We start from the raw sequence: 22667 nt of genomic DNA on the forward strand, positions 1-22667 counted from the left end.
GCCAGGCACCACCACGACACCACACGGACGGCCCGCCACGAGGACGTGGCGGACCGTCCTGCGTGCCTCAGTAGTCGAACTGCGGGCTCTCCGTGCGGGTCCGCTTCAGCTCGAAGAAGTAGGGGTACTCGGCGAGCAGCCGCGCCCCGTCGAAGACCTTCCCCGCGTCCTCCCCCTTCGGCACCCGCGAGATGACCGGGCCGAAGTAGGCGATGCCGTCGACGTGGATCGTCGGGGTGCCGACGTCCATGCCCACCGGGTCCATGCCGCGGTGGTGGCTGGCGCGCAGCTCCTCGTCGAACTCGGTGCTGGTGGCGGCCTCGGCCAGCGACTCGGGCAGGTCCAGCGCCGCCAGCGACTCCTTGACGACGACGTCGAGGTCCTTGTTGCCCTGGTTGTGGATCCGCTCGCCCATCTCGGTGTAGAGCGGGCCGAGGATGTCCTGGCCGCGTTCGCGGGCCGCGGCGATGCAGACCCGGACGGGGCCGAAGCCCGCTTCCAGGGCGTTCTTGTACTGCTCGGGCAGGTCCTCGCGGTTCTCGTTGAGGACCGACAGGCTCATGACGTGGAAGCTCAGGTCGATGTCGCGCACCTTCTCGACCTCGAGGATCCAGCGCGACGTCAGCCAGGCCCACGGGCACCGCGGGTCGAACCAGACCTCGACGCGTGCCCGTGCGGACTCCGTGCTGCTCACGTGTACTCCGTTCGTCGATCTCCTGGGTTCGTCGGGGGTCCGCGAACGGCCGGGATGCGGAGCTCCGAGACCTGGACGTGCCTCCCCACGGCGCACAACCACCCGGCCCCGCACCCTGTTCCCCCGGCGGCCACCGGGTCCGTCCACCGGTCACGCACGCGACCGTCGCCACTACCGGCCGTGCTCACGAAACGTAATCGTCGTCCGATCCGAGTCCAGACGTAGAACTCGTTCGGCCGACCGGAGGAATCGATGACGTCGTCGACAAGTGAGCGCGTGGCGGGCACACCCGCGCTCGACGTCGCCCTGAGCTGCCGGCTCTGCGGCTCGACAGACCTGCGCAGCTTCGTCGACCTGGGTGCGACGCCGCCGTGCGAGCTGTTCCTCACCGCCGCTGCGCTCGAGGGCGCCGAGGCGACGTTCCCCCTGCATGCGCGGGTGTGCGCCGGCTGCCTGCTCGTCCAGCTGCCGCCGCTCATCGACCCCGGTGAGACCTTCACCGAGTACGCCTACTTCTCCTCGTTCTCCTCCTCCTGGGTGGAGCACGCGCGACGGTTCGTCGACGCCGCGGTCGAACGGGCGGGTCTCGGTCGGGGCTCGCTCGTCGTCGAGGCGGCGAGCAACGACGGTTACCTTCTGCAACATGTCGTCGCGCGCGGCATGCGCGCCCTGGGGGTGGAGCCGAGCGTCAACGTCGGCGAGGCGGCCCGGGAGAAGGGTGTGCCCACGCTGACCGCGTTCCTGTCCCCCGAGACGGGTGCCCGGGTGCGGGCCGAGCACGGGCAGGCGGGGCTCGTCGTCGCCAACAACGTCTTCGCCCACATCCCCGACGTCGTCGGGTTCGCCCAGGGTCTGCGGGCCATGGTCGCCGACGACGGCTGGGTGTCGGTCGAGGTGCAGCACCTCCTGACGCTGGTGCAGCTGCGCCAGTTCGACACCATCTACCACGAGCACTTCCAGTACTACACGGTCGCGACGGCCCGCCGGGCGCTCGCAGCGGGCGGGCTCGACCTGGTCGACGTCGAGCTCGTGCCGACCCACGGCGGGTCGGTCCGGCTGTGGGCCCGGCCCACGGAGCTGGGTGCCACCCCGGGCCCCGCCGTCGCCGAGGTGCTCGCCGCCGAGGCCGCCGCCGGACTGGACACGGTCGAGGGCCACGAGGGCTTCGCCCGCGACGTCTCCCGCATCCGCAACGACCTGATGCGGTTCCTCATCGACGCCGCCGACGCGGGGAAGACCGTCGTCGGCTACGGCGCCCCCGGCAAGGGGAACACGCTGCTCAACTACTGCGGCATCCGGCCCGACCTGCTCGCCTACACCGTCGACCGCAACCCGTACAAGCACGGCCGGTTCACCCCGGGCACCCGCATCCCGATCCACGCCCCCGAGCGCATCGAGGCCGACCGGCCCGACTACGTCCTCGTGCTGCCCTGGAACCTCCGCGAGGAGATCACCGCGCAGCTCGCGCCCGTCGTCGGCGAATGGGGCGGAAAGCTCGTGTTCCCGATCCCCGCGCTGGAGGTCGTCGACCCCGGCGCGCCGTCCTGATGCGCGGCCTGCAGCCGGGGGTCCTCGACGAGCTCGTGGTGCTCGGGGCGCACTGCGACGACATCGCCATCGGCGCGGGCGGCACCGTGCTGTCGCTGTGCCGGTCGGCGCCGGGGCTGCGGGTTCGGGCGTTCGTCCTGTCCGGCGCCGACACCGCCCGGGAGGACGAGGAGCGCGCGGCGCTCGCCGCGTTCTGCCCCGGTGCCGACCTCGTGGTGACGATCCTCGACGTCCCCGACGGGCGGCTGCCCGCGCACTGGAACCGGGCCAAGGAGGCGCTGGAGGAGTTCCGGCGGGGCTGCGAGCCCGACCTGGTGCTGTGCACCTCGCGCCACGACGACCACCAGGACCACCGCGAGCTCGCCCGGCTCGCGCCGACCGTCTTCCGCGACCACCTGATCCTCGGCTACGAGATCCTCAAGACCGAACCGGACCTGGCCCAGCCCGCGGTGCTGTGGCCGCTCGACGGCGACGTCGTCGACGAGAAGGTGCGGTTGCTCCACGAGCACTACCCGTCGCAGAAGGCGCGGCACTGGTTCGACGACGAGACCTTCCGCGGCCTGGCCCGGATCCGCGGTGTGCAGTGCGGCCGGCGCTACGCCGAGGGCTTCCACACGACCCGGATGGTCGTCGGCGCCCCGGGCGCGGACTGACCCCGGACCCATCGACTCCTGATCGACCCCGAACGACTCCCGAAGGGGGAACCGCGCGATGCGCGTCCTGCTCACCGGCCACCTGGGCTATCTGGGAACGCTGATGGCCCCGATCCTCACCGACGCCGGCCACGACGTCGTCGGGCTCGACTCGGGCCTCTACGCGTCGTCCGTGCTCGGCCCGGCACCCGCCGACCCGACGGGGATCGCCGTCGACCTGCGTGACGTCGATGCCGACGCCCTCGCCGGGTTCGATGCCGTCGTGCACCTCGCGGCGCTGTCCAACGACCCGCTCGGCTCGCTCGCGCCGCAGCACACCTACGACATCAACCACCACGCGTCGACGCGGCTCGCCCGGCTCGCCAAGGACGCCGGCGTCGGCCGTTTCGTCTACGCCTCGACCTGCTCGGTGTACGGCGCGTCGGGCACCGACGACATCCTCGACGAGAACGCCCCGATGCGGCCGGTGACCCCGTACGCGGAGTCCAAGGTCCGTGTGGAGGGCGACCTCGTCGACCTGGCCGACGCCGACTTCGTGCCGGTCTCGCTGCGCAACGCCACCGCGTTCGGGTTCTCGCCGCGGCTGCGCGCCGACATCGTGCTCAACAACCTCGTCGGGCACGCGTTGCTGTCCAACGCGATCAGGGTGATGAGCGACGGGACGCCGTGGCGGCCGCTGGTGCACGCCCGCGACATCGCCGGTGCCGTCGTCGCCGCGCTCGCCGCACCGGCCGACGTCGTGCGCGGCGAGGCGTTCAACGTGGGCAGCACCGCCAACAACGTCCAGGTCAGCGACATCGCCGACGAGGTCGCGAAGGTGATCCCCGAGGCCGAGCTGCTGATCACCGGCGAGACCGGCGGCGACCCCCGCTCCTACCGGGTCGACTTCACCAAGATCGGCAAGCTGCTGCCCGGCTTCCGGGCCGAGTGGTCGGTCGCCGACGGCGCCGCCGAGCTCGCGCAGGCCTACCGCACCCACGGCCTGACCCAGGAGGCGTTCGACCGCCGCTTCACCCGCCTCGCGGTGCTCGCCGACCGGCAGGCCGCCGGCACGCTCGACGCGACCCTGCGCCCGGTGGGCTGACATGGACCCGTCCGCCCCCCGGTGCTGGAGCGGCCGCACCGTCCTGGTGACGGGGGCGGCGGGGTTCCTCGGCGCACACCTGGTCCGGCGGCTCGCGGGCGAGGGCGCCACGGTCGTCGCACTCGCGCGGTCGGAAACACCCCTGTTCGGCGACGGTGTCCGGCACGTCGGCTGCGACCTCGTCGACACCGACGCTTTCGCCGCGGTGCTGCGGGAGGTGCGTCCCGACGTCGTCTACCACCTGGGAGGCCGGGTGTCCGGCGCGCCGGACCCCGGTCTCGTGTGGCCGACGTTCCACTCGTTGCTGGCCAGCAGCATCGCGCTGCTGGACGCGGCCCAGCGCGGGTTCGCCGACCGCGTCGTGCTCATCTCGACGTCCGACGAGATGGAGACGGGTCTGCCGCCCGCGTCGCCGTACGCCGCCGCGAAGGCCGCGATGGCCGCCTACGGCCGGCTCTACGTCGAGCGCTTCGGGTGCTCGGTCGTCATGGTGCGCCCGACCGAGGTCTTCGGTCCGGGCCAGGCCTCGTCGAAGCTGCTGCCCTACTCGGGGACCGCGGCACTGCGGGGCGAGCGGCCGCGGCTGTCCAGCGGCCGCCGACGCGGTGACTGGGTCTACGTCGCCGACGTCATCGAGGGTATGCTCGGGGCCGCGACCGCACCCGCCGGCTCGGAGCTGGAGTTCGGCCAGGGTGAGCTGCGGTCCAACCGCGAGATGGTCGAGGGCCTCCTCGACCACCTCGCCACCGGTGTGGCACCGCTGTGGGGGGCGCTGCCCGACCGGCAGGGCGAGACCGAGCACGTCGCGGTCCTGGAACCGGCGCAGCGGCTGCTCGGGTGGAAGGCCACGGTGTCGATCGACGACGGCCTCCGGATGACCGCGGCGGCCCTGCGCGCCGCCGCCTCCTGAGCGCCCGGGAGCCGTTCCCGGTCAGCCGGCGACGAGCGCCTTCCACGACCCCGCGGCCCGGTCCCGGTCGCTGATCGCCGTGACCGGCTGCGGCCACGCGATGGCGAGGTCCGGGTCGTCGTGGGCGACCGAGACGTCCTCGGACGGCTCGTGCGGACGGTCGATGCGGTAGCAGACGTCCGCCACCTCGGTGAGCGCCTGGAAGCCGTGCAGCAGGCCCGCCGGGACGTAGAGATGGTGGAAGCCCTCGTCGTCGAGCAGGAACGACGCGACGGTGCCGAAAGTCGGGGACCCGGGCCGGGCGTCGACGAGCACGTCGTGCACCGCGCCGTGGGCCGCACGGACGAGCTTGGCCTCGCCGCGACCGTGGCGGCCGTGCATTCCGCGCACCGTGCCGCGCCGCGACCGCGACTGGCTGTCCTGCGCGGCCGGCCCCAGGTCGACACCGTGCGCCGCGCCGATCGCGGTGTCGAACGTGCGGGTGAACAGGCCACGGTCGTCGCGGAACGGCGTCGGCACGAACAGCAGCACGCCCTCGATTGCGCAGGTGCGAACGTCCACGGGTCCACTCTGCTCCACCGGTACGCCGGTAACACGGTGGGGTCGGGCACCGAGTGATCCGGTGTCCGGCCGACGCCGGGCGCCGGAGTGAAGGGACGGGCCACGTGCCGTTGATCGTGTGCCGATGGTGTGGCGGCGACCGTGGTGACCTCGTCCTCGACCTGGGTGCGCAACCCGCGTCCGAGTACTTCCCGCCCGTCGACGAGCCCGGACCGGACCCGCTGTTCCCGTTGCGGCTCTGGCTCTGCGCCGGCTGTGGGCTGGCCCAGCTGCCCGACGACGACGAGGTCCCCGAGCAGCCGGAGGGCATCGAGCCCCGGGCACTGACCGACCAGCGCCGCGACGCCGTCGCCGCCGCCGCGGCGGTGGGGCTGCTGCCCGCCGGGGGAACCGTCGTGGAGGGCCCGACCCCGCACGGCGGGTCGTGGCTGCCCGGGCTGGCCGGGCTGGGCATCCACCCGGCGGCCGCCGGCGAGCGCGCGGACGTGGTCGTCGACGGGTCGTTCGGGCTGATGCACGCCCGTGACCAGGCGGCCGCCCTCGACGGGCTGCTGGCCCGCCTCGCCGACGACGGCGTCTTCCTGTTCCAGTTCCACAGCCTCGCCGCGATCCTGCGCCACGGGCAGTGGAACGCGGTGCGCCACGGCCACTTCGCCTACTACTCGACGCCGACGGCCGTCGCGATGCTCGCCGAGCGCGGGCTCACCGTCACCGACGCCTGGACCTTCCCGCTGTACGGCGGCACGGTACTGCTCGCGGCACGGCGCGGGGGCAGCGCCGGACCGTCGGTGTCCCGGGTCGTCGATGCCGAGCTGGCCGCGGGCGTCCACGACCCGGTGCGGTCGGCGGCGCTGCAGGACGCGGTGGGCACCTCGGCGACGGCTCTGCGGGCCGCGGTGGACCGCGCGGTCGCCGACGGTGGGCGCGTCATGGGCTACAGCGCCGCGTCGCGCGCCGTGGCGCTGCTGCGGATCGCCGGGATCGGGCCCGACACGTTGACCGCCGTCGCCGACGCCTCCCCCGCCAAGCACGGCTGCCGGATGCCCGGATCCGCGATCCCCGTCGTACCGCCCGACGAGCTGGTGGCCGCGACGCCCGGCGTCGTGGTGCTGTTCGTCCCCGACCTCATGGACGAGGTCCGCGCCGCGCTGCCGGAGGTCGAGGCCGCGGGCGGGCGCTGGGTGCCTGCCGACGCCACCCTCTGACCGCGTCCCCGGCCGGCGAGCGGGGTCGGATCGCGCGCGACGCCGCGTCGGTTCCGTGATTGGATCGCACCCGTCCGATCCGCCCCCCGGAGGAGTCCCGAGACCGCATGGCCCCGCCCAACCTGACCCGTGCCGACGCCGAGCTGCGCGCATCCGCGATCGAGGTCGACTCCTACACCGTCGATCTCGACCTCACCGACGGCGCGGGCGCCCCGGGCGAGACGACGTTCGCGTCGGCGACGACCGTCCGGTTCCGCGGCCGCGAGCCGGGCAGCTCGACCTGGATCGACTTCGTCGGCGAGTCGGTGACGTCCGCGACGCTCAACGGCACCGCGCTCGACGTCTCGGGCTACCGGGAGGACGACGGGATCGCGCTGCCCGATCTGGCCGCCGACAACGAGCTGACGGTCGTCGCCACCGGGCGCTACATGAACACCGGCGAGGGCCTGCACCGGTTCGTCGACCCCGTCGACGACGGCGTGTACCTCTACTCCCAGTTCGAGACGGCCGACGCGAAGCGGCTGTTCGCCTGCTTCGACCAGCCCGACCTCAAGGCGCGCTACACGATCACCGTGACGGCTCCGGAGAGCTGGAAGGTCGTGTCCAACGCGGTCGCCGACAGCGTCGAGGGCGGGGTGCACCGCTTCGCGACGACCGAGATCATGTCGACGTACCTGGTCGCGCTGATCGCGGGCCCGTACGCGGTGTGGACCGACACCTACTCCGACGGCGACGGCCCGGACATCCCGCTGGGCATCTACTGCCGGGCGTCGCTGGCCGAGCACATGGACGCCGAGCGGATGTTCACCGAGACCAAGCAGGGTTTCGGCTTCTACCACCGCAACTTCGGGGTGCGGTACCCGTTCGGCAAGTACGACCAGCTGTTCGTGCCGGAGTTCAACGCGGGCGCGATGGAGAACGCCGGTGCGGTCACGTTCCTGGAGGACTACGTCTTCCGGTCGCGGGTGACCCGGTTCCTCTACGAGCGGCGGGCCGAGACGATCCTGCACGAGATGGCCCACATGTGGTTCGGCGACCTCGTGACCATGCGCTGGTGGAACGACCTGTGGCTCAACGAGTCGTTCGCGACGTGGGCGTCGGTGATCTGCCAGGCCGACGCCACCGAGTACACCAATGCGTGGACGACGTTCGCCAACGTCGAGAAGTCCTGGGCCTACCGCCAGGACCAGCTGCCCTCGACGCACCCGGTCGCCGCCGACATCCCCGACCTGCAGGCTGTCGAGGTCAACTTCGACGGCATCACCTACGCCAAGGGCGCGTCGGTGCTCAAGCAGCTCGTCGCCTACGTGGGCCTGGACGCGTTCCTCACCGGCCTGCGCGCCTACTTCACCGCGCATGCGTGGGGCAACGCCACGTTCGAGGACCTGCTGGGCGCGCTGGAGAAGGCGTCGGGGCGCGACCTGTCCGACTGGGGCGCGCAGTGGCTGCGCACGACGGGGCTGAACATGTTGCGCCCGTCGTTCGACGTCGACGAGCACGGTCGCATCGTGCGGTTCGAGGTCGTGCAGGGCGGCGCCCGCCCGGGTGCCGGTGAGCTGCGCACGCACCGGATCGCCGTCGGCGTCTACGACGACGAGCCCCGCGACGACGACGCCAAGGGCAGCCCCCGGCTGGTCCGCACGCACCGCGTCGAGGTCGACGTCACCGGCGAACGCACCCCGGTCCCCGGCCTCATCGGGGTGCCGCGCGGCAAGCTCGTGCTGGTCAACGACGACGACCTCACCTACTGCGCGCTGCGTCTGGACCCCGACTCGCTGACGGTGCTGGTCGACCGGATCGGCGACATCGCCGAGCCGCTGCCGCGGACGCTGTGCTGGTCGGCGGCCTGGGAGATGACGCGCGAGGCCGAGCTGAAGGCCCGCGACTTCGTCGCGCTCGTCGCGGGCGGGTTCGGCTCGGAGTCCGAGATCGGTGTCGTGCAGCGGCTGCTGATGCAGGCGCAGACGTCCGTCGCGTCCTACGCCGACGAGGGCTGGGCCGCCGACCGCGGCTGGCCGCTGCTCGTCGACTCGCTGCGGTTCCGTCTCGACACCGCGCCTCCCGGGTCGGACGCGCAGCTGTCGGTGGTCAACTCGCTGGCGGCGTGTGTACTCGACGACGCAACGCTGGAGCGTTTCCGTGGCTGGCTGCTCGACGTCGACGTCCCGGAAGGGCTGAGCGTCGACACCGACATGCGGTGGCGGCTGCTGCAGGCCCTCGCGGCGCACGGCAAGGCGTCCGGCACCGAGATCGACGAGGAGCTGGAGCGCGACCCGACCTCCACCGGGCGCCGCCAGGCGGAGCGTGCCCGGGCCCTGGTGCCGACGGCCGAGGCCAAGGCCACGGCGTGGGAGCGCGCAGTGCACGACGACGACATCCCGAACGCCGTCAACGAGGCGATCATCGGCGGCTTCGCCCACCCCGGCCAGCGGCCGCTGCTCGCGCCCTACGCGGAGCGCTACTTCGCCGAGGTCGCCGACGTGTGGGAGCGGCGGACCTCGGAGCGGGCGCAGTCGGTCGTGCTGGGGCTGTTCCCCTCGTGGGCCGTCGAGAAGTCGACGGTCGACGCGGCCGACGCCTGGCTCGCCGACGAGTCGCACCCACCCGCGCTGCGCCGCCTGGTCTCCGAGGGCCGGGCCGGGATCGTTCGGGCGCTGGCCGCCCGCGAGTTCGACCGGTCGTGACCGGGGCGGCACGGCTCCGGTCCGAGGCGCGGGAGGCCGTGGAGACCCTGCGCTGGGACCGGTCCGTCCTGCCCCGCCCCATGGACGTGATCGCGATGGCCGTGATCGTGCCCGCGCTCGTCGTGCTCGTCGTGGGCGCGGTGCTCGTCGCGGGACACGACTACGGCAGTGCCCTCGACCAGCGGATCGAGCTCGCGCTGGAGATGGTGCGGGCCGGCCGGGCGGGCTCCTTCCCGGTGGTCATCGCGCTGGGCGACGTGACGTCGATGGCGGTGCTCGTCGTCGTGCTGGCGACGGTCTGCCTCGCGGTGGGCCGGCCGCGGATCGCGCTGCTGGCCCTGCTCGGGCCCGCCCTGACCGGGGTGCTGACGTCGGTCGTCCTCAAGCCGCTGATCGGGCGCACGATCGACGGCGCCGACGCCTACCCGAGCGGTCACACGGGGGCGGCGACGGCGTTCGCCCTGGTCGTGGCACTTCTGCTGGCGTCGGCGGTTCGCGCGACGGCGGCGCGGACCCTGATCGTCGTGGTGCTCACGCTGGTCGTGGCGACGACGATGGCGACCGCGCTGGTCGTCCAGCACGTGCACTACCCGACCGACACCGTCGGCGGCGCGTGCACGGCGCTGGTCGCGGTGCTGGGGGTGGGGCTGCTGATCGACCGGGTCGCCGACCGGCTGCTGGCCCGACGGGCGGGCGAGGGACCGGGCTGACCGTCAGGTCGTGTGGGCCGCGGCCGGACGCCGGATGCCAGCCGAACGACAGCGGGCCGGCGGTGTGCCACACCGCGGCCTCGACGACGGTGGCGGGCCGACCGGAACGACGGCCTGCGGGCCTCCGGGACGAGGAGGGTGCTCGCGACGAGCGACGCCATCCGCGGCCGGCGCGGCGCGGTGACAGCGCCCACGAGCGACACCTTGGTGACCGCCGAGCGCAGCTCGCCACCCGTGCGGCGCACGATCGTGCGGACTCGGCGCGGCACGAGATTCGCGACCACTCGGCGTGTCGGCCCCGGACGGACCGGATTCACACTCCGTGACGGACTTGCACCCTGTACCGGGTTGTCCGCTTCGGCCACTGTCATACCACCGACCTTGGTCCGATCGATGTAAGGCCTCGCGACGCAAAGGGTTACCGGAGAGCAGAGCCGGCAACCACAGGTACGACCTCAGCCCACATCCATCACCCTCCGTGATCTCCTAACGTCACCGCGTGCGCATCGCAACCATCGGTGGGGGCCCTGGCGGGCTGTTCTTCGCAATCCTCGCCGCGCAACGGCCCGGTGTCGACGTGACGGTCTTCGAACGGTCCCCGGAGGGCATCACCCACGGGTGGGGCGTCGTGTTCTGGGACGACCTGCTCGACGATCTCGCCGCGGCCGACGCCCCGACGGCCGACGCCCTGCGCACCATCGCGTTCACCTGGCGCGACCAGGTGATCGACGTCCAGGGCCGCGGACCGGTCAACCTCGGCGGGCACGGGCACAGCACCGGCCGGGCCGAGCTGCGCGAGCTCCTCACCGCACGGGCCCGCGATGTCGGTGTGGACGTACGGTTCGGCGAGGAGGCCTGCCCCGCCGCTCTCGAGGGGTACGACGTCGTGGTCGGTGCCGACGGGGTGGGCAGCGCCGTCCGCTCGGCCGGCAACTTCGGCACCACGGTCTCCGCGGGCGACAACCGCTACGTGTGGCTGGGCACCGGCAAGGTGTTCGACTCCTTCACCTTCCCGTTCGTGCGCTCCGAGCACGGCTGGCTGTGGGCCCACGCCTACGGCTACACCGCGAGGGCGAGCACGTTCGTCGTGGAGACCACCGCGGCGACCCACGCGGCGCTCGGGCTCGACACCATGGCGACCGCCGACGCGCTCGACCTCGTCGCCGGCCTGTTCGCCGAGCAGCTCGACGGCCACGCGCTGCGGGCGCCGCAGGGCACCGGCGAGACGCTGCCGTGGCTGCGGTTCCGCACCGTCTGCAACCAGCGCTGGTACGACGGCAACGTCGCCCTGCTGGGCGACGCCGCCCACACGACGCACTTCACGATCGGCTCCGGCACCCGGCTGGCCCTGGAGGACTCGATCGCGCTTGCGGCCGAGATCGCCCGCCACGACACCGTCCCCGCCGCCCTCGCCGCCTACGGCCTGCGCCGCACCGCGGAGATCGCCCCGCTGGTCCAGGAGGCCCGCGGGAGCGCCCGCTGGTTCGAGGACGTCGAGCGCCACATCGCGCACCCGGCAGCCGACTTCGCCCGCCTGCTCATCAACCGGCGCCGCCCGATGGTGCGCCGGCTCCCCGCCGCCTACCTCGGTTACGGACGGTTGCGCCGCGCGGCCGCCGCCGCGCCGGTCGCCCGCCCCGCCCGCGCCGCGCTGCACGCGTTGCGGGGCCGCTGACCCGACCACCCGTCACCTCAACCGTTCGACGCACAGGTCTGCGCGGTGGTCGATCCTGTGTGTGGGCTGTGCGTTCCGCGGTAACGCCGGATGCACGGCACAGCGAAAAGCGAGCCATCCGCTCTCGTGACCGAGGAGTTCAGGCTTGCCGCTCCACCAGACGTTGACCGGCCTTTTCCCGACGCCGTGCCGCACCGCGGGGTCCGGCTGCGCCCAGCGCGTCGTGGACGTACGGTGACCGCCGCGCTCGTGGCCGCCCCGACCGCCGTCCTCGCCGACGACGCCCTGCTCGCCGAGTGGGACGACCTCGCCGACCGCGTCGGGGCCGGTCCGTTCCAGCGCCCCGGGTGGTACCGGGCGTGGTGGTCGGCGTTCGGCACCAGCACGGTCCGCCTCGTCCAGGTCCGCCGCGACGGGCGCCTCGCCGGTGTCCTGCCCGTGACCCGGCGCTGGGGCCGTGTCACCACACTGGACAACTGGCACAGCTTCCTGTGTGGCCCGCTCGCCGAGGACGCCGCGACACGGTCGTCGCTGGTCGACCGCGCGATCAGCGCCGCAGGCCTGTCGGCCGACATCGGGCACCTGAGCACCGAGGACGCCGACCACGTCGCCGGCCTCGCCACCGACCGCGGCTGCCGGGTGCGCCGGACGATGATCCAGCGTTCACCGTTCGTGGCCCTCGACGGCACGTTCGACACCTACCGCAGCGGCCTGAGCTCCAAGTTCCTCGGCCGGATCCGCTCACGGCGCCGCAAGCTGGAGCAGTCCGGCGAGCTGACGCTGCGGGTGCACACCGACCCGGGCGACGTCGACGGCGCCCTGCGCGAGCTGCTGCGCATCGAGAACCTCGGCTGGAAGGCCGAGCAGGGGTCCTCGATCGTCGCCCAGGACTCGACGCACCGCTTCTACCGCTCGATCGTCGGCTGGGCCGCACCCGCGGGCCTGTTGGAGGTCTCGCTGCTGACCCTCGGGGGCCGCACGATCGCCGCCGAGCTCGCGCTCGTCGACGGGCAGTCGCACTACGGCCTGAAGATGGGCATCGATCCCGAGTTCCGCTCGGCCGGGCCCGGCTTCATCCTCGCCCACGACCTCATCGAGCGCTCCTTCTCCCGCGGGCTGTCGACGTTCGAGTTCATGGGGTCGGCGTCGGAGGAGAAGCTGCGCTGGACCGGTGAGACCCGCGCGATCGAGCAGGTCCGCCTCTTCCCGCCCACCGTCGGCGGCCGGGCCGCGCGGCTGGCCGGGCTCGGCGCCAAGGCCGGGCGCAGGGCCGGGTCGGTGGCGGGACGCATCGCCGACCGCCCCGTCGCCACCGTGCGGGCGCTGGGCGGCTCCGTGGGCCGTGCCAACCGTTCGGCCGACCCCTGCGCTCCTCCGGCCGCCGACGGGTCCGGGTCCGCGTCCTCGTAGGCTGCCGACGTGCGCGCAGTGGTCACCGGCGGTGCCGGGTTCATCGGGTCCAACCTCGTCGACGGGCTCGTCGCCGCGGACGACGAGGTGCTCGTCCTCGACGACCTCAGCCACGGCTCCGAGGGCAACCTCGCCGCGGCGTTCGCCGCCGGGGCACGGCTGGAGCAGGTCGACGTCCGCGACGCCGCCGCCGTCACCAAGGCCGTCACCGCGTTCGGCCCCGAGGTCGTGTTCCACCTCGCCGCGCAGATCGACGTGCGCGTCTCGATGCGCGAACCCGCCCTCGACGCCACGACCAACGTCGTCGGCTCGATCAACGTGCTGTCCGCCGCGCTGGAGGCCGGGGCGCAGCGGGTGGTCAACACCTCGACCGGTGGCGCCATCTACGGCGAGACCACCACGGTGCCGACGCCGGAGACCGAGCCCGCGCAACCGCTGTCGGCCTACGGGCTCTCGAAGCGGACCGTCGAGGAGTACGCCGCCTGGTTCCGGGCCGCGCACGGCCTCGAGACCGTGACGCTGCGCTACGGCAACGTGTACGGGCCGCGCCAGGACCCGGCGGGCGACGCCGGCGTCATCGCGATCTTCTGCGACCGGGTGCTCACCGGCCGCCGGCCCACCGTCTTCGGCGACGGCTCGCAGACCCGCGACTACGTGTTCGTGGGCGACATCGTCGCCGCCAACCTCGCCGCCGCCCGCGCACAGGTGCCCGGGTTCGACCGCTACAACGTCGGCACGGGCACCGAGGTGAGTGTCCTGGAGCTGGTCGCAGCCGTCGGTGCCGCGGCCGGGCTCGCGCCGGGCGCGTTCACCGCCGAGCTGGTCGAGGCCCGCGCCGGCGAGGTGCAGCGCAGCTGCCTCGACGTCACCCGCGCCCGGACCGACCTGGGCCTCGACGCGCCGACGCCACTCGAGCAGGGCCTGCGCGCCACCCTCGACTGGGTCCGGACCGTCACACCCGGCGCGTGAGCCGGGCGGCTGTGGCCACTACTCCGGCTGCTCCGGCGACCGGCGGGCGAGCCTGGTGAGCTCCACGGCCGCCCGTCGGGCCACGCGTGCCCCCTGGCGGGCGCCGCGGGCCGCGAGCCCGCCCGCGCTGCGCGGGTACAGCCTGACCTCGTCGATCTCGTGGACGGTGTCGGTCCAGTCCAGCTTGTAGCGGTCGGCCGAGCCGAGGAACTCGTACGTCGCCAGACCGGTCTCGAACGCCCGGGCGACCATGTCCCGGCGCAGGATCAGCCCTGGCGCGAGCGTGCGCAGCTCCGGGTCGAACCCCGTCTTGAGGAAGTAGTGCGAACGCTCGTCCTCGAGGGCGAGGTCGGCGGCGATGGTGCGGCCGTCGAGGGTCAGCAGGGCGACCCGCAGCAGGCCCGCGCTCGCCGCCCAGCGGGCCAGCGCCGCGTAGAAGCTGTGGGTGTCCGGCCGCGACACGATCGCGGTGCCGGCCTCGGACTTCCAGCCCAGCGCCTCGACGCGGAACAGCTCCGTGAGGACCCGGTCGAGGTCGCGCGCACCCGCCGAGCCGTCGTGGACCTCCAGACCGAGCTCCCCCGCCCGGTCGAGCTTGCGGCGCCGCGACTCCAGCTGGCGCAGCCAGCGGGTGTCACGGGTCCTGGCGTAGCCGTCGAAGGAGCCGTCGATCGCGATGTAGGGCGAGCGCTGCATCGTGTCCGGGACCGCGGTGAACCGGCGGTCCTCGGCGACGCCGACGAGCTGCGCCCGGTCGGCCGCCGGCAGGTGCTCGACATGCGCGGTGAAGCGGCACCGGTCGAGGTAGCGCGACCACAGCTCACGGGCCGCGTCGTCGTCCTCGGCCAGCGGCCCGTGGACGAACGTGTGCCAGTTGGCCGGGGCGCCGAGCACACCGTGCCGGTCGACGACGGGCAGCACCCCGACGAGCTTGCCGTCGCGGCGCGCGGTGAGGATCTCCAGCCGGCCCGCGGCCGGGCCGAACGACCCCCACCACGCGGCGTACCAGCCGTGCCGGTGGAACGGTGTGGACGCGGTGCGCGCCGCGAGGTCGTCCCACTCCTCGGCAAGCGCACGGTCGGTGAGATCCATCGGGGCGATCCGCCTCACACGCCGGCGCGATCGAGCCGGCGATCGCGCCAGATCTGGCGGACCCGGCGGCCCGCCGCGGTGACGACGAGCGGGCTCACCGCGTGCGACACCTTCGGGCCGAGCATCGTGCGCAGCCTGAGGGTGTGCCACTCCGGCAGCGACGCGACGTCGTCGACGGTCTCCTTGGCGAACTCGACGAGCTGGCGGTTGGCCTCGTCGTCATGGGTGCCCTTGTCGTAGGACCGGGACACGCGTAGCAGGGCGTCGGCGGCGAGCCGGCGGCGGACCGTGCGGTCGAGCCTGTCGGCGTCGGGCAGCATGTCCCCCGCCTTGTCCAGCAGCACCGTGCAAGCCAGTAACCGCATCCGCAGGTCGCCGACGCCCGCGTTGCGCTCCTCGTACTGCACCGACATGTTCTCGCCGTGGCCGCGGCAGTAGGCCTGGTCGACGTCGGCGAGGAAACCCACCGAGCCGTAGAGCGACAGCCGCATCCACATCTCGAAGTCGCTGGTGTGCAGGCACGCCGCGTCGTACCCGCCGGCCTTCTGCTGCGTCTCCGTGCGCGTGATCACCGCGGGCGACGCCGCGCAGTTGGCGCCGACGGCGAACCGGCGGCGCAGCCAGTCCCGGCCGTCGTGCACGACGTGGCGCGCCGGGCCCGTGCGAGCGGGCGGCAGCGGGTCCGAGCCGTCCCAGTCGACGGCATTGCCGTAGACCAGCACGACGTCGGGGCGCTCGTGGAACAGGTCGGCCGCACGGCGGAGCGCACCGGGCGTCAGCGCGTCGTCGGCCGACATCAGCAGGGTGTAGTCGCCTGTCGGGAAGTCGATGACGCCCTCGGTGAACGTGGCGATGTGGCCCTTGTTCACCTCGTGCTCGACGACCTCGACGCGCGGGTCGGCGGCTGCGAGCTCACGCGCCACGTCGGCGCTGCCGTCACCGGACGCGTCGTCGATGATCCTGACCCGGACCTCGACGCCCTCCTGGTCGAGAACACTGCGCACAGCCGTGGGGAGCATGGCGCCGTACCGGTAGCACGGAACGGCGACGTCGACCGTCGGGAGTCCCAACATTCCTCCGTAGCTCGTGGCGGGACCCGGCGGGATGCACCGGCGGGAGCGGGGAGCGACCCGGGGGTCCCGCGGCATCCGCGACACGCCCGGGCCCGCCGGTGCGGCCTCGGGTCACCGCTGCGGGCGAAGACGACGGCGCCGGGCCGTGCGGCCCGCCGGTCGGCATCTCCGACCCTCACCCTATCGTTGGACCGTCGACGCCGACGCCGCACGGCGGGGGTTCCACCCCGGACCCCGTTCGCTCCCTGGACCGGGCCTGGCGTAGGAAGGACCAACGTGACCACCGAAAACCCACAGATCGGGATCGCCGTCGTCGGAGCCGGGTACTGGGGGCCGAACCTGGTCCGCAACGCCCAGGCGACGCCGGGCCTGCGGCTGCGGTACCTGTGCGACATCGACGAGAACCGGGCCCGCACCGTCCTCGGTGAGTACTCGACGGTGACGACGACCCCGTCGCTCGACGAGGTGCTGGCCGATCCCGCGGTCGACGCGGTGGCCATCGCCACCCCCGCCGCCACCCACTTCGCCGTCGCCACCGCCGCCCTCGAGGCCGGTAAGCACGTGCTGGTCGAGAAGCCGCTGGCGCCGACGTTCGAGGAGGGCAAGGCGCTCGTCGAGACGGCCGACCGGCACGGCCGCATCCTCATGCTCGACCACACCTACTGCTACACCTCGCCGGTCGGCTACATCCGCGACCGGCTGCGCAGCGGTGAGCTCGGCGATCTGCAGTACCTCGACTCGGTGCGGATCAACCTCGGGCTGGTGCAGCCCGACGTCGACGTGCTGTGGGACCTCGCCCCGCACGACCTGTCGATCTTCGACACGATCCTGCCCGACGACCTGTTCCCCGTCGCGGTCTCCGCGCACGGGTCCGACCCGGTCGGTGCGGGCCACGCGTGCGTCGCGCATCTCACGATCCAGCTGTCCAACGGGGCGCTCGCCCACGTGCACGTGAACTGGCTGTCCCCCACCAAGATCCGCACCATGATCGTCGGCGGGTCGAACCGGATGATCGTGTGGGACGACCTCAACCCGACGCAGCGGCTGTCGGTGCACGATCGCGGCGTCGACACCTCGGACCCGGCGACGCTCGGCCCGGACAACCGCGGCCGTACGATCGTCTCCTATCGCACCGGCGACACCGTCGCCCCCGCGCTGGCCAACACCGAGGCCCTGCGCAGCGTGATGGTCGAGTTCCGCGACTCGATCAACGAGAACCGCGCACCCCTCACCGACGGCCGCGCCGGCCTGCGGGTGCTGGCGCTGCTCGAGGCCGCGGCGACGAGCCTGGCCAAGGACGGCGCGTACATCCCGGTGTCCGACATCGTCCGCGAGCGGACCGTTCAGCCCATCGGCGGCGCGGCCGCCGCCACGATCGACGAATCGCGGCGCGGCCGCGGAGAGGTGACGGTGTGAGCGCCGACAAGAACAGCGCCGACAAGAACGTGGGCCAGCCGCTCGCGGGTCAGCGCATCCTCGTCACCGGGGGCGCGGGCACCATCGGGTCGGCGATCGTCGACCAGCTGGTCGCGGCCGACGCGGCACAGATCATCGTCGTCGACAACTTCGTGCGCGGCCGCCGGGAGAACCTGGCCGGCGCGGCGGAGGCGGCGAACGAGCGGCTGCGCGTCGTCGAGGGCGACATCAACGACCGCGCGCTCGTCACCTCGCTCACCGAAGGCGTCGACGTCGTGTTCCACCTCGCCGCGCTGCGCATCACCCAGTGCGCCGAGGAGCCCCGCACCGCGCTGGAGTCGCTCGTCGACGGCACCTTCAACATCATCGAGGCCGCGGCCGACGCGGGCGTGAAGAAGATCGTCGCCAGCTCGTCGGCGTCGGTCTACGGGCTCGCCGAGTCGTTCCCGACGACCGAGCGACACCACCCGTACAACAACGACACCTTCTACGGCGCCGCGAAGGCGTTCAACGAGGGCATGCTGCGCAGCTTCAAGTCGATGCGCGACCTCGACTACGTCGCGCTGCGCTACTTCAACGTCTACGGCCCGCGGATGGACACCTACGGCGTCTACACCGAGGTGCTGATCCGCTGGATGGAGCGCGTCGCCCGCGGCGAGACCCCGCTGATCTTCGGCGACGGCACCCAGACGATGGACTTCGTGCACGTCCACGACATCGCGCGGGCCAACCTGCTCGCCGCGCGCGCCGACGTCACCGACACCGTCTACAACATCGCCAGCGGCGAGGAGACCAGCCTGCGCGGCCTGGCCGACGCGCTGCTCGCCGCGATGGACTCCGACCTGGCGCCGGAGTTCGGCCCGGAGCGCAAGGTCAACAACGTGACCCGGCGCCTGGCCGACATCTCCGCCGCCGAGCGCGACCTCGGCTGGCGTCCCGAGATCGAGCTGATCCCGGGCCTGCGCGACCTGGTCGCCTGGTGGCGCGCCGAGACCGCAGTGACATCCACCGCGACTGCCGCGGGGGCGCCCGCGTGATCCCCGTCATGAAGCCCCTCCTCGGTGAGGAGGAGGCGGCGGCTGTCGCCGACGTCGTGCGCTCCGGGTGGGTCGCGCAGGGGCCGAAGGTGGCCGAGTTCGAGAAGTCGTTCGCCGCATCGGTGGGTGCCGGGCACGGCGTTGCCGTCTCCAACTGCACGACCGGCCTGCACCTGATGTTGTACGTGCTGGGCATCGGCGCGGGCGACGAGGTCGTCGTCCCGTCGTTCTCCTTCGTCGCGACGGCCAACTGCGTCCGCTACGTCGGCGCCACACCGGTCTTCGCCGACGTGCTGGAGTCCAACGGCAACCTCGACCCCGCGTCCGTCGCGGCGGTCATGACGCCGCGGACCAAGGCCGTGCTCGCCGTCCACCAGGGCGGCCAGCCCGCCGACATCGCCGCGCTGCGCGCCGTCGCGGGCTCGGTGCCGGTCCTGGAGGACGCCGCGTGCGCCGCGGGCTCGACGCTGCGCGGTGCGCCCGTCGGCACCGGCGCCACGCTCGCCGCGTGGTCGTTCCATCCCCGCAAGCTGCTCACCACCGGTGAGGGCGGCATGGTCACCACCGACGACGCCGAGCAGGCCGCGCGGCTGCGCCGGCTGCGCGAACACGGCATGTCGCTGTCGGCGGCCGACCGGCACGCCGCCGGGAACACCGTCAAGATCGAGTCCTACCTCGAGACGGCGTTCAACTACCGGATGACCGACATGCAGGCCGCGATGGGCCTCGTCCAGCTGGGCCGGCTGCCCGGCATGGTCGCCCAGCGGCGCGCGCTCGCCGCCCGCTACGCGTCCCTGCTCGCCGACGCCGGGCTGCGGCCCGTCGCCGACCCCGAGTTCGGGACCAGCAACTTCCAGTCCTACTGGGTGCGGCTGCCCGACGGCGCGCCAGACTCGATCGACGTCCTGCAGTCCCTCGCAGACGCCGGCATCTCCGGGCGGCGCGGCATCGTGGCGTCGCACCTCGAACCCGCCTACGCCGGGCACCCGCACGTCCCGCTGCCCGTGACCGAGTACCTGACGCGGCGCACGATCATCCTGCCGCTCCACCACGAGCTGACCGAGTCCGACCAGGACCACGTCGTCGGCTCGCTGACCGCCGCACTCGCCGTCCCGACTGGAGCATCGTGACCGACACTCCCGTTCCCCTCGTCGATCTCGGCGCCCAGCACGCCCAGGTGGCCGACGAGGTCGCCGAGGGCTGGGCCGCCATCCTCGCCCGCACCGCGTTCGTCGGTGGTGCCGCGGTCAAGGACTTCGAGGCCGCCTACGCCGACTACATCGGCGCCACGCACTGCATCGGGGTCGGCAACGGCACCGACGCCATCGAGTTCGCTCTGCGCGCACTCGGCATCGGTGCCGGCGACGAGTGCGTCGTGCCCGCCAACACCTTCATCGCGACGGCCGAGGCCGTGGCCCGGACCGGCGCCACCGTCGTGCTGGCCGACTGCGACGAGACCACCGCGCTGCTCGACCCCGCCGCCGCCGGAGCGGCCGTCACGTCGCGCACCAAAGCGATCCTGCCGGTGCACCTCTACGGCCAGGCCGCACCCGTCGAGGCGATCCGCGCCGCCGTGGGCGACGTCCCGATCGTCGAGGACGCCGCGCAGTCCCAGGGCGCGAAGCGCAACGGCGAGTCCGCCGGCACCCTCGGCGTGCTCGCCGCGACCAGCTTCTACCCGGGCAAGAACCTCGGCGCCTACGGCGACGCGGGCGCGGTCCTGACGTCGGACCCCGACCTCGCCGTCGCCGTCCGGCTCCTCGGTGAGCACGGCTCGCCCCGCAAGTACGAGCACACCGTCCTGGGCTTCAACAGCCGGATGGACGCGCTGCAGGCAGTCGTCCTGTCCGCCAAGCTGCGCCGCCTCGACGAGTGGAACGACCAGCGCCGCGCCGCCGCCGACCGCTACGCGGCCCTGCTGGCCGACGTCGACGGTGTCGTCGCCCCCGTCACCGCCGAGGGCAACGAGCACGTCTGGCACCTCTATGTCGTGCGCGTCGCCGAGCGCGACCGCGTGCTCGCCGACCTGCATGCCGGGGGCATCGGCGCAGGCATCCACTACCCGACGCCCGTGCACCTGACCGGCGCGTTCGCCCACCTCGGTCAGGGTGCCGGCGCCTTCCCGGCGTCGGAGACCCTCGCCGGGGAGATCCTCTCGCTGCCGCTGTTCCCGGGCATCACCGCAGCGCAGCAGGAGCGGGTCGTCGAGGTGCTGGCGAAGGCCGTCGCCCAGTGAGCGAGCGCCGGCGAGCGAACAGTGGGCACGGCGCCCACGTGCAGCACCGACCGAGCACAGGCGAGGACGAGCGATGACGACGGCTGCCGGGGTGCGTGTGCACCCGCAGGGGCTGTGTGAGAGCGACGACGTCGGCGAGGGCACCCGGGTGTGGGCATTCGCCCACGTCCTGCCCGGCGCCGTCGTCGGCCGTGACTGCAACATCTGCGACTGCGCGTTCGTCGAGGACGGCGCCACCCTCGGCGACAACGTCACCGTCAAGAACGGCACGCTCGTCTTCCGCGGGGTCACGTGCGAGGACGACGTCTTCCTCGGCCCCAACGTGCTGTTCACGAACGACCTGCGGCCGCGGGCGGCCAACAAGGTCGGCCCCGACGCCCTCGTGACCACGATGGTCCGCCGGGGCGCGTCACTCGGCGCGGGCACGGTCGTTGTGTGCGGCACGGAGATCGGCGAGTACGCGTTCGCCGCGGCCGGAGCCGTCGTCACCCGCGACGTCCCCGCGCACGCGTTCGTCGCCGGCAATCCCGCCGTCCACAAGGGATGGGTCTGCCGCTGCGGCGCCCGTCTCGACAGCGAGCTCGCCTGCACCGAGTGCGGCGAGCGCTACCGCGAGAGCGACAGGGGGCTCGTCCCGGCATGAGCGAGGGTCCGAAGGTCGACGTCGTCATCCCCTGCTACCGGTACGGGGCACTGCTGCCCGCGTCCGTACGCAGCGTCCTCGCCCAGGACGGCGTCGACGTCCGGGTGCTGATCATCGACGACGCGTCCGGCGACGGCAGCGCCGACGTCGCCCGTGGGCTCGCTGCCGCCGACCCCCGCGTGTCGGTGGAGGTGCACCCCGAGAACCGTGGCCACATCGCCACGTTCAACGAAGGCGTCATCGAGTGGGCGCGGGAGCCGTACACGCTCCTCATCTCCGCCGACGACGAGCTCGCCCCCGGCGCCCTGCAGCGCGCCACCACCCTCCTCGAGGACAACCCCGGCGTCGGCCTCACCTACGGCAACTCGCAGATGTGGGAGCCCGAGGACCCGGGCCGCCCCGTGCTGCGCACCGGCCGCTGGCGCCCGATCGTCTACCCCGGCCACAGCTGGCTGCGGAGGCGCTGCGCGTCGGGCACAAACCCCGTCTTCTCGCCGTCGGTCGTCGTACGCACAGCACTGCAGAAGCAGGTCGGCGGCTACGACCCCCGCATGCTCCACACCAGCGACCTCGAGATGTGGCTGCGGATGGCGCTCTACGCCGACATCGGCTTCGTCGCCGGCGTCGACCAGTCGATCACCCGCGTCCACGAGAAGAACATGTCGTCGACGTACCTCGAGTCCGACCACGGCCTCGAGGACCTGCGGATGCGGCTGCTGGCGTTCGACGCCGTCCTCGACCGCGGCGCCGACCTGCTCCCCGACGCCGATCGCCTGCGCCGGCGCATGCGCCGCGCCCTGGCCCGCGACGCCCTCATGCGGCTCGACCGGGCCGAGGACAAGAACATCCCCCTCGGCGACACCGCCGACGCCCTCGCCGAGTTCGCCCGCGAGACCTGCAGCGCCGCGATCCGCAGCCCTGAGGGCCGCGCCCTGCGCCGCCGGCACACGCTCGGGCCCCGGCTCGCCGCCGTCGTGCGACCGCCCATCGTGGCCGCGGCCCGCCGCAAGCTGCGCCAGGAGACCCGCGACCGCGTGCAGCTGCACCGCGGCGTCTGACCACCCCTT

General features: G+C 73.1%; 20 protein-coding genes. 16 read left to right on the forward strand and 4 right to left on the reverse strand.

The genetic code is table 11. From position 1 onward, the window contains the following. Window positions 1-67: 67 nt before the first annotated feature. Window positions 68-694 carry a DsbA family protein gene (locus TOK_RS25970; protein WP_098960579.1) on the reverse strand — a complete coding sequence of 209 codons (627 nt, stop codon included), beginning with the start codon at window positions 692-694 and terminating at the stop codon, window positions 68-70. A gap of 252 nt (window positions 695-946) precedes the next feature. On the opposite strand from TOK_RS25970, the gene TOK_RS25975 reads away from it, so the two are divergent. Genes TOK_RS25975 through TOK_RS25990 form a run of 4 tightly spaced genes read left to right on the forward strand, consistent with a single transcriptional unit; the run spans window position 947 to window position 4889 of the window. Further along, complete coding sequence (locus TOK_RS25975) at window positions 947-2242, forward strand: class I SAM-dependent methyltransferase (protein WP_098960580.1); 1296 nt, start codon at window positions 947-949, stop codon at window positions 2240-2242. Further along, entirely contained in the window at window positions 2242-2895 is a 654-nt protein-coding gene (locus TOK_RS25980; RefSeq protein WP_098960581.1) for a PIG-L deacetylase family protein, read from the forward strand. The genes TOK_RS25975 and TOK_RS25980 overlap by 1 nt, the downstream gene beginning before the upstream one ends. Window positions 2896-2953: 58 nt before the next feature. Further along, window positions 2954-3979: an NAD(P)-dependent oxidoreductase gene (locus TOK_RS25985; protein ID WP_098960582.1), complete on the forward strand. Its 1026-nt coding sequence runs from the start codon at window positions 2954-2956 to the stop codon at window positions 3977-3979. A gap of 1 nt (window position 3980) precedes the next feature. Beyond that, window positions 3981-4889 carry an NAD(P)-dependent oxidoreductase gene (locus tag TOK_RS25990; RefSeq protein ID WP_098960583.1) on the forward strand — a complete coding sequence of 303 codons (909 nt, stop codon included), beginning with the start codon at window positions 3981-3983 and terminating at the stop codon, window positions 4887-4889. A 21-nt stretch (window positions 4890-4910) separates the two neighbouring features. On the opposite strand, the gene TOK_RS25995 is transcribed toward TOK_RS25990, so the two are convergent. Further along, window positions 4911-5450: a dTDP-4-dehydrorhamnose 3,5-epimerase family protein gene (locus TOK_RS25995; RefSeq protein ID WP_098960584.1), complete on the reverse strand. Its 540-nt coding sequence runs from the start codon at window positions 5448-5450 to the stop codon at window positions 4911-4913. A 104-nt stretch (window positions 5451-5554) separates the two neighbouring features. Between TOK_RS25995 and TOK_RS26000 the strand changes: the two genes are divergently transcribed. The 6 genes from TOK_RS26000 to TOK_RS26025 all read left to right on the forward strand — a co-directional run bounded on the left by TOK_RS26000 (window position 5555) and on the right by TOK_RS26025 (window position 14103). Further along, window positions 5555-6655 (forward strand): class I SAM-dependent methyltransferase, encoded by a 1101-nt coding sequence (locus TOK_RS26000; RefSeq protein WP_253258641.1) that lies wholly within the window; start codon window positions 5555-5557, stop codon window positions 6653-6655. A gap of 107 nt (window positions 6656-6762) precedes the next feature. Continuing rightward, window positions 6763-9339, forward strand: a complete 2577-nt coding sequence (pepN, locus tag TOK_RS26005) for an aminopeptidase N (RefSeq protein ID WP_098960585.1) — start codon at window positions 6763-6765, stop codon at window positions 9337-9339. After that, window positions 9336-10049 carry a phosphatase PAP2 family protein gene (locus TOK_RS26010; RefSeq protein WP_098960586.1) on the forward strand — a complete coding sequence of 238 codons (714 nt, stop codon included), beginning with the start codon at window positions 9336-9338 and terminating at the stop codon, window positions 10047-10049. The genes pepN and TOK_RS26010 overlap by 4 nt, the downstream gene beginning before the upstream one ends. 499 nt (window positions 10050-10548) lie before the next feature. Then, window positions 10549-11724 (forward strand): FAD-dependent monooxygenase, encoded by a 1176-nt coding sequence (locus tag TOK_RS26015; protein WP_098960587.1) that lies wholly within the window; start codon window positions 10549-10551, stop codon window positions 11722-11724. A gap of 234 nt (window positions 11725-11958) precedes the next feature. After that, a complete protein-coding gene (locus TOK_RS26020; protein WP_172457790.1) occupies window positions 11959-13134 on the forward strand; it encodes a GNAT family N-acetyltransferase in 1176 nt (391 codons plus the stop codon). 9 nt (window positions 13135-13143) lie between these two features. Beyond that, window positions 13144-14103 carry an NAD-dependent epimerase/dehydratase family protein gene (locus TOK_RS26025; protein ID WP_098960589.1) on the forward strand — a complete coding sequence of 320 codons (960 nt, stop codon included), beginning with the start codon at window positions 13144-13146 and terminating at the stop codon, window positions 14101-14103. An 18-nt stretch (window positions 14104-14121) separates the two neighbouring features. On the opposite strand, the gene TOK_RS26030 is transcribed toward TOK_RS26025, so the two are convergent. Beyond that, window positions 14122-15195: a GNAT family N-acetyltransferase gene (locus TOK_RS26030; protein WP_098960590.1), complete on the reverse strand. Its 1074-nt coding sequence runs from the start codon at window positions 15193-15195 to the stop codon at window positions 14122-14124. Between the two features lie 14 nt (window positions 15196-15209). Beyond that, window positions 15210-16268: a glycosyltransferase gene (locus tag TOK_RS26035; protein ID WP_098960591.1), complete on the reverse strand. Its 1059-nt coding sequence runs from the start codon at window positions 16266-16268 to the stop codon at window positions 15210-15212. A 276-nt stretch (window positions 16269-16544) separates the two neighbouring features. Between TOK_RS26035 and TOK_RS26040 the strand changes: the two genes are divergently transcribed. The 6 genes from TOK_RS26040 (at window position 16545) to TOK_RS26065 (ending at window position 22658) form a co-directional block, all read left to right on the forward strand. Then, entirely contained in the window at window positions 16545-17684 is a 1140-nt protein-coding gene (locus tag TOK_RS26040) for a Gfo/Idh/MocA family protein (RefSeq protein WP_098960592.1), read from the forward strand. Then, entirely contained in the window at window positions 17681-18721 is a 1041-nt protein-coding gene (locus TOK_RS26045; RefSeq protein WP_253258642.1) for an NAD-dependent epimerase/dehydratase family protein, read from the forward strand. Before TOK_RS26040 ends, TOK_RS26045 begins: the two co-directional genes overlap by 4 nt. 8 nt (window positions 18722-18729) lie before the next feature. Continuing rightward, on the forward strand, window positions 18730-19851 hold the full coding sequence (locus TOK_RS26050; RefSeq protein ID WP_098960852.1) for a DegT/DnrJ/EryC1/StrS aminotransferase family protein: 1122 nt from the start codon (window positions 18730-18732) through the stop codon (window positions 19849-19851). Then, on the forward strand, window positions 19848-20957 hold the full coding sequence (locus tag TOK_RS26055; protein WP_098960593.1) for a DegT/DnrJ/EryC1/StrS aminotransferase family protein: 1110 nt from the start codon (window positions 19848-19850) through the stop codon (window positions 20955-20957). Before TOK_RS26050 ends, TOK_RS26055 begins: the two co-directional genes overlap by 4 nt. A 73-nt stretch (window positions 20958-21030) precedes the next feature. Further along, window positions 21031-21600, forward strand: a complete 570-nt coding sequence (locus tag TOK_RS26060) for an acyltransferase (RefSeq protein WP_098960594.1) — start codon at window positions 21031-21033, stop codon at window positions 21598-21600. After that, window positions 21597-22658 (forward strand): glycosyltransferase family 2 protein, encoded by a 1062-nt coding sequence (locus TOK_RS26065; RefSeq protein WP_098960595.1) that lies wholly within the window; start codon window positions 21597-21599, stop codon window positions 22656-22658. Before TOK_RS26060 ends, TOK_RS26065 begins: the two co-directional genes overlap by 4 nt. Window positions 22659-22667: the final 9 nt, after the last annotated feature.

Origin of the sequence: Pseudonocardia sp. N23 (genome assembly GCF_002583555.1) — a bacterium.
Classification (GTDB): domain Bacteria; phylum Actinomycetota; class Actinomycetes; order Mycobacteriales; family Pseudonocardiaceae; genus Pseudonocardia.

Excerpts from the sequence above, each read along its gene's own strand:
- TOK_RS25975 (WP_098960580.1), top strand. The coding sequence starts at position 947 with ATGACGTCGTCGACAAGTGAGCGCGTGGCGGGCACACCCGCGCTCGAC.
- TOK_RS25980 (WP_098960581.1), top strand. The coding sequence starts at position 2,242 with ATGCGCGGCCTGCAGCCGGGGGTCCTCGACGAGCTCGTGGTGCTCGGG.
- TOK_RS25985 (WP_098960582.1), top strand. The coding sequence starts at position 2,954 with ATGCGCGTCCTGCTCACCGGCCACCTGGGCTATCTGGGAACGCTGATG.
- TOK_RS25990 (WP_098960583.1), top strand. The coding sequence starts at position 3,981 with ATGGACCCGTCCGCCCCCCGGTGCTGGAGCGGCCGCACCGTCCTGGTG.
- pepN (WP_098960585.1), top strand. The coding sequence starts at position 6,763 with ATGGCCCCGCCCAACCTGACCCGTGCCGACGCCGAGCTGCGCGCATCC.
- TOK_RS26030 (WP_098960590.1), bottom strand. The coding sequence starts at position 15,195 with ATGGATCTCACCGACCGTGCGCTTGCCGAGGAGTGGGACGACCTCGCG.
- TOK_RS26035 (WP_098960591.1), bottom strand. The coding sequence starts at position 16,268 with ATGTTGGGACTCCCGACGGTCGACGTCGCCGTTCCGTGCTACCGGTAC.
- TOK_RS26050 (WP_098960852.1), top strand. The coding sequence starts at position 18,730 with ATGAAGCCCCTCCTCGGTGAGGAGGAGGCGGCGGCTGTCGCCGACGTC.
- TOK_RS26060 (WP_098960594.1), top strand. The coding sequence starts at position 21,031 with ATGACGACGGCTGCCGGGGTGCGTGTGCACCCGCAGGGGCTGTGTGAG.
- TOK_RS26065 (WP_098960595.1), top strand. The coding sequence starts at position 21,597 with ATGAGCGAGGGTCCGAAGGTCGACGTCGTCATCCCCTGCTACCGGTAC.